Origin of the sequence: Paenibacillus sp. TAF43_2 (genome assembly GCF_052113545.1) — a bacterium.
GTDB lineage: Bacteria > Bacillota > Bacilli > Paenibacillales > Paenibacillaceae > Pristimantibacillus.
Genome location: NZ_JBFRDK010000260.1, coordinates 1 through 6,201, shown reverse-complemented (window position 1 = coordinate 6,201; position 6,201 = coordinate 1). Strand labels below are relative to the sequence as shown.

Here is a 6,201-nt window from a genome sequence, read left to right as displayed (position 1 = left end):
TTGGAACAGTGTTCTTTGGCATCAATGAAGCCAGATGCGGAAAATCACCGTTATACACAATCGTATCATGCAGCGTTTCCCTGCCGCCTTCGTCTATCACGCCAATGCAGCGTCCATTCTCAAGTACCAATTGCTCAATCTGAGTTTCTGTCTTGATTTGAACCCCTCTTCTGCGCAGCTCCTCTTCCAAGATGGAAACGATTCCGGCATAACCTCCTTTTACATACCAAATGCCATAAGCATGTTCAGCGAAGGGCAATAACGTATACAATCCGGGAGATTGAAAAGGAGCGCCACCTATGTATAAGGTTTGTAGAGAGAACGCATCAAGCAGCTTCTCACTTCGGAAATATCGTCCTGCAAAGGAACGCACGCTTTTGTAGGCTTTAAGCTTCGTTAATAACGTTAGGTTTCGAAAAGTATAAAACTCTCGTTTTCGCAAAAATGGACGTTCCAGAAAAGCTTCCTTTCCTTGTTTAAAAGCTACTTCCATGTCCGCCATATAACGCCGAAAACCATCGACTTCCTCTGGAAACATTCGCTCAAGCTCTTCGATCTGGCGCTGCTGATTCCGCCATTTGTGAAATACGGTGCCGTCTGCATAATGAATACGGTAAAGCGGATCGCATTCGAGCAGCGGTATGCGTGATCGCTCGATTCCCGCTTCCTCCAAAATACTAAGCAGCATTTCAGGCAACAGCACAATTGTAGGGCCTTGATCGATCCGATAGCCTCCGCCTTCCTGAAAAGCTAATCTACCGCCTAGCCGGGGGCCTCTTTCATAAATAGTAACCTGCTTGCCTTGCTTGCTAAGCAGCAGAGCTGCTGTTAAACTGCCTATTCCACCACCGACAAAAGCTACTCCCACCGAAAGGCCTCCTTCTGTGGGTGAATGACTGCTGAAGCTCCGCCAACCCGTATACGTTCACTATCATCCTGCGCCATAAGTAGCCGGGTACTTATGCGCGCTGATTCGAATATCGTCGGCAAGCCGCTGCCAGGGTGAGTTCCTCCCCCTACAAGCCAACAATTAGCGAGCTCTTCGAAGCGGTTATGTGGACGAAGCTTCATCATTTGATCAAGTGAATGTGCAAGATTAAACGTTGCTCCTTCATAGACATGATGATCATTTCGCCAATCTAATGGTGTAATGATGGCTTCCTCCTCGATGTCAGCCGAGAAGCCTGCAAGCTCTGGCTCCTGCTCCATACGCTCGATCATCTTTTCTCTAACGAGTGCCCGCTGCTCCTCCCAACTGACATTCGCAGTCAGATTCGGTACCGGCATAAGCGCGTATAAAGCGGTTTTCCCTTGAGGAGCGAGCGTTGGATCGTTAAGACCAGGATTATGTATATAAATAGATGCGTCTGAAGACAGCATCTTTTTTGTCATGATCTCATGTACGTTTTGGCGATAGTTGTTGGCAAATAAAATGTTATGGTGCGGCATATGTATTTCACGATTTACTCCGAGGTAGAGCATATAGGTAGAGCAAGAATATTTCTTCTTGGCAAGCTTTGCCGGACTGTATTTCTTAAGCTCACCCGGTTCAAACAACTGGTTCATAGCGGTTGCAAAATCAGCATTGATGATGATATGATCCGCTTCTATTTTTTCACCATTTTCCAAAAGCAGACCTACTGCTTTTCCGCTCTTGCTCAGCACTCTTTGCACACCGCAGGAGGTAACAATCTCGCCATCGTACTCGCGAATCACTTCAGCCATTGCCTCGCAGACGCGGTTAACGCCTCCAACTGGATGAAAAAGACCAAATTTATGTTCCAAATAAGCGAGAATTGTAAATGTTCCTGGGCATTCCCATGGCGACATGCCTAAATATTTTGCTTGAAAAGTAAACGCATATTTCAGCCTTTCATCTGTAAAATAACGTGAAAGTCTGTCATACACACTTCCTACCGCATTCAGCCGCGGGAGCGCTTGAAACACATCCCGAGAAATATAGTCGCTTAGCTTGCTGAAAGGCCGCTGCAGCAGCGGGGAAACCTTGTTATATTTCTCCCCCTCCTCCTTCATAAACTGAAGATAACCTTTACCGTTGCCGGGAAACAGCGCCTCGATTCTCTCAACCATCTGCTTCTCGTCCCGTGTCGGTGAAAATGTAACATCGCCGAATTGCAGCCTATATAGCGGATCAAGCTCAATGAGCTCAACATAGTCGTACAAGGAGCGATTTACAGATTGAAACATTTCCTCAAGCAGGTGTGGCATCATGAAAAACGTAGGTCCTCGATCAAAAAAATACTCCCCCAGCTGAAGCCTGGAGGTCCTCCCACCTATATAGGGCTGCTTCTCATAGACGGTAACTCGGTAACCTCGGCCAGCCAGCTCCATGGCAGCTGCTAAACCGCCAGGGCCTGCTCCAATAACGGCCACGATGCCCTTGTCCATACAAATTCCCCTTTCCAATATAACGAATTAACTATACAAACATTATACAAACATAATACATACTCGATAATAGTCTGTAAAGTTAATTTATTCATTAGAATTGGAAACTTAACCCTAAAACCTTATCTTTAAACCATCTTTCCCATTCTTCTTGATTGCCATTCGGCAGCACCCAATCAGAATACGGTTCAGGTACGTTTTTGAAGCCTTGTCCGCCCAAAACGACTTGCAGATCAGCATGATGAACCTTTAAACGGTTAATAAAAGCAAAGGTGGAGTCCATTAATTTCGTATCTGTTAACGATATGCATAGGACTCGAATTTGCTGTGACTTAATTAAGTCTTGAATCCCATCCTCTGGAGTATCTGGTCCAAGATACAGCACGTCAGCTCCTTTTTTTCGCAAAAATAAAGAAAATAAAAGAAGTCCTGCTTGGTGATGTTCACCAGATGGACATAAAGCAAGCATGCGGGGCACTCGATTATCAATCGGAAAAAGTTGAAAGAAACTAAGACAACGCTGAATCACGAACTGTGTAATAAAATGCTCCTGCGCGACAGAAGCTCTGCCTTCTTCCCACTCCGTGCCGACTTTAATCATTACTGAAAATAAGATTTGATAGATCATAATGTCATAGCCATACATGGAAAAACCTAAATCAACCATCGTTTTTGCTTGTTCCGTACGAAAGTTGGAAAGCGTGTTATACAAGCGCTCCACCATCTCTAGATGAGCCTCTTCAGCCCCAACTTTAGCATGGGTTTCTGTCTTCGCTTCCAACATGCGCTCGCGCAAAAGCTGCTGCTCCTTTAGCAGTCGAACAGCTTGCGAAATCGTTACACCTTTCTCATCCGTCTGGTTTTTGAGGAAGCGTAAATCCTCCATATTTTTATCATCAAAGAGGCGATAGCCTGTTTCTGTGCGAATAGGCTTAATCGCTTCATATCTTGTTTCCCAAGCACGAATCGTAACCGCAGGAATACCTAGCAGTGTTGAAGCTTGTCTGATTGTGTACATCATTACATTTCACTCTTTTCCTTCAGTTTCCAAAAAATGCGCTGCAGCCGAAAACGGTTATAGCGCTGCACAATGATAAATGGGACATTGGCGACAATGGCATAAACGATCATGATCCAGCCATAAATACTTTCGTTCCATAGGAAAAATAGCGGCGCAGGCAGCATTGATATGATGTGAGTCCACTCTCCGCGCCGCGTTTCAAGTATAAAGGTCTGCAAGTAAGCTTTCTCAAGGACAGCTATTTTTTTCTTGGCAAAGCCTCCTCGAAACAAGCTTCCTCCGTCTGGCAGTTTGTCTTTCCAAATACGAATGAATAACAATCGTTCATAAATCAATTCTTCTTTGCTCTTCTTTGTCTGTGGTTTCTTGCGATCAGCAGTGTGACTGAACCAAGCATCAGGCATTTTCAAAAACAAATAAGATACGCCTATATGCACAAGCAGCCATGCAAAAATATTTACAACCAATGTCCAAAACGGTGAAAATTCAAAAGTTCTCACTTCCGCCCGCTTCCCTTCATAGTTGAAATCGAGCGACCTTTCCATGTGACCTTGCGGCGAAAAAAGGTTTGCAGCGTTGAACTAGCGAAGATCACCATAAAAAAGAGAAGCGGAATAGGAAACAGGAAAGCGGTCTGGAAACCAAAATTTCCAGCTCGGCTTAACTGTATATTTATTAACAAAACATAAGCGAGGTAGCTGATTATTCCTATCGTTATTTGGTCGCTTGATCGCCAAATTTGAGGATTCAACCATTGTGTAACAACCGTAATCGAACCAGTCAGCCACCAGATTATTGCTAGTAAACGCAGCGGTGTCGTAGAAGATGCACCTGATGCGAAGCTTTTACTCCAGCCTGCACACAATTGCCGTATGCCTTCCGGGTACATTCGGAAAGCAATAACGCCTTTTCCGCTGCAATTTTGAACCGTATGCTGCTCAGCAAATAGAAGGCCTAAGCTGTAATTTTCGAGAATACGCTCACGAACAGCCTTGTGCCCACCTGTTTGAAAATATGATTCTCGGGTACAGACTATACAAGGACCGAAAGCGCCTACAGCCTTCTTCTTTGTTGCCGCAACAATTTGAGGTGCTCCAACCGCAGCTAAGACAATGATGTTGAAAAAAGCTGACAACCATTCATAGGGCCGCTTCATCTTGTGGTAAGGCTGGATCGAAAGCAGTCCGTTCTGCTTTGAATGGGCCTCAGCCAGCACCGACAACCCAGCATCCTCTAAACAAGTATCTGCATCAAGGAAAATAAGTAAATGACCGCTTGCTGCCTGCGCGCCATTCCAGCACGCCCAGCTTTTACCAAGCCAACCATCCGGCAGCTCGCCCGGGTTTACAACTATTGCACCAAATGATTCAGCGATGGCTGCTGTACGATCAGTTGATCCGTCATCTACAACAATCACTTCAAATGGAGCGAGTTGCTGCCCCTTTATTGATGGCAATAACTGTGTCAGGTTTCTCTCTTCATTTCTAGCTGGAATGATAACTGAAATGCTTGAGAAACTCTTTCTATCGTTCTTTGTGAAAGGCACCAAACCCTCTTCTAATGGTCGGATTTTGTTCAGCAGCCAAGCACCACAAATAAGTCCGCCAAGCAACAGCACAACATTTTCAATCATAGATCTAATCCTCTGTGCAATAGGTACCAAAATTCCTTATTTGACTCGTTATTCCATGTTTTCATATACAAACAGCTCATTTTCCCCAAAGTTGTGTACCACCTTTCACCAGGCTGATTAGGTCATTCCATTTGGCAGTTGATAATGGCTATACAAACTTACAACCACAGCCCTATCTTTGGTGAAAATGATGGCATTCAAACTATACGAGCCATTATTCGCTCTTTTTATAGCCTCATTCTCATCGTTTAACGACGAAATAGCAGGAGCTATCCGAAGATTTGATCCTGCAACAGCTGCATGTTATAGGTAAAATTTGTTAATACTGAAAGTGAAAAAGTGTTGGTTAAATGCATATCCCGCATTCTGCTTATCGCATTAACCTTTTACGTTAGTTCTACAACGATTATACGATTGTGTATATAGTTTGTCATCTGCATCGTTTCGGCTAAATGACCAATGTTGAGAGGAAGTGCTCCTATGAGCAAAAAGATTATTGTCGTCGGAGGCGGTCTCGGCGGACTATCAGCTGCTATTCGCCTCTCTGTAGATGGGCATCAAGTGACCATATTAGAAAAAAATGAACGCGTAGGCGGCAAATTAAACGTAAGATCAGGGCAAGGCTACACTTTCGATACGGGTCCTTCTATTTTGACGATGCCTTGGGTACTCGAACAGCTGTTTGAAAGTGCTGGCCGCAATTTAGAGGATTATATGAAGCTGGTTCGTGTTGAACCTCAGTGGAGAACTTTTTTCGAAGATGGGGTAACACTTGATATAACAGGTGACTTCCCTGACCTAATCAAGCAATTCGAACAAATCTCACCGGTTGATGCACAGCAATTCCTCTCTTATTTGGATTATTGTCAGCAAATGTATCAGCTCAACACAAAAAGCTTTTATAACAAGAGCCTTAGTGGCCTGAGCGACCTGCGGCGTCACCACAGTATGAAGGAACTGTTAGCGATGGACCCGATGAAGACGATGCATCAGACGACAAACCGTTTTCTGAAGGACAAGCATTTGCGTCAATTGTTCGATTTTTTCATCATGTATATCGGTTCCTCGCCTTATGCCGCTCCCGCTGTGCTGTCACAATTAATCTATGTACAAATGGGGCTTGGCATCTATTATGTAG

The 6,201-nt window shown here is 44.5% G+C and carries 6 protein-coding genes; 1 reads left to right on the top strand and 5 read right to left on the bottom strand.

All coding sequences use genetic code 11. The features are described 5' to 3' along the window. The 5 genes from AB4Z17_RS31100 to AB4Z17_RS31080 form a co-directional block, all read right to left on the bottom strand. A partial coding sequence (locus tag AB4Z17_RS31100) for a phytoene desaturase family protein (RefSeq protein ID WP_441964166.1) occupies positions 1 to 868 on the bottom strand: 868 nt, incomplete at its 3' end. After that, positions 859 to 2,409 (bottom strand): phytoene desaturase family protein, encoded by a 1,551-nt coding sequence (locus tag AB4Z17_RS31095; RefSeq protein WP_441964164.1) that lies wholly within the window; start codon positions 2,407 to 2,409, stop codon positions 859 to 861. The genes AB4Z17_RS31095 and AB4Z17_RS31100, both read right to left, overlap by 10 nt. Before the next feature lie 94 nt (positions 2,410 to 2,503). Then, positions 2,504 to 3,430, bottom strand: a complete 927-nt coding sequence (locus AB4Z17_RS31090) for a MerR family transcriptional regulator (protein WP_441964162.1) — start codon at positions 3,428 to 3,430, stop codon at positions 2,504 to 2,506. Next, positions 3,430 to 3,930 carry a glycosyl-4,4'-diaponeurosporenoate acyltransferase gene (locus AB4Z17_RS31085; RefSeq protein WP_441907392.1) on the bottom strand — a complete coding sequence of 167 codons (501 nt, stop codon included), beginning with the start codon at positions 3,928 to 3,930 and terminating at the stop codon, positions 3,430 to 3,432. Before AB4Z17_RS31085 ends, AB4Z17_RS31090 begins: the two co-directional genes overlap by 1 nt. After that, complete coding sequence (locus AB4Z17_RS31080) at positions 3,927 to 5,063, bottom strand: glycosyltransferase (RefSeq protein WP_441907391.1); 1,137 nt, start codon at positions 5,061 to 5,063, stop codon at positions 3,927 to 3,929. The genes AB4Z17_RS31085 and AB4Z17_RS31080 overlap by 4 nt, the downstream gene beginning before the upstream one ends. A gap of 480 nt (positions 5,064 to 5,543) precedes the next feature. Between AB4Z17_RS31080 and AB4Z17_RS31075 the strand changes: the two genes are divergently transcribed. Beyond that, positions 5,544 to 6,201, top strand: a 658-nt coding sequence (locus AB4Z17_RS31075; RefSeq protein WP_441964160.1) for a phytoene desaturase family protein, incomplete at its 3' end; no start/stop codon positions are given.

Bases quoted from the DNA above. Each gene is read 5' to 3' on its own strand.
- AB4Z17_RS31095 (WP_441964164.1), bottom strand. From the start codon at position 2,409: ATGGACAAGGGCATCGTGGCCGTTATTGGAGCAGGCCCTGGCGGTTTA.
- AB4Z17_RS31090 (WP_441964162.1), bottom strand. From the start codon at position 3,430: ATGATGTACACAATCAGACAAGCTTCAACACTGCTAGGTATTCCTGCG.
- AB4Z17_RS31080 (WP_441907391.1), bottom strand. From the start codon at position 5,063: ATGATTGAAAATGTTGTGCTGTTGCTTGGCGGACTTATTTGTGGTGCT.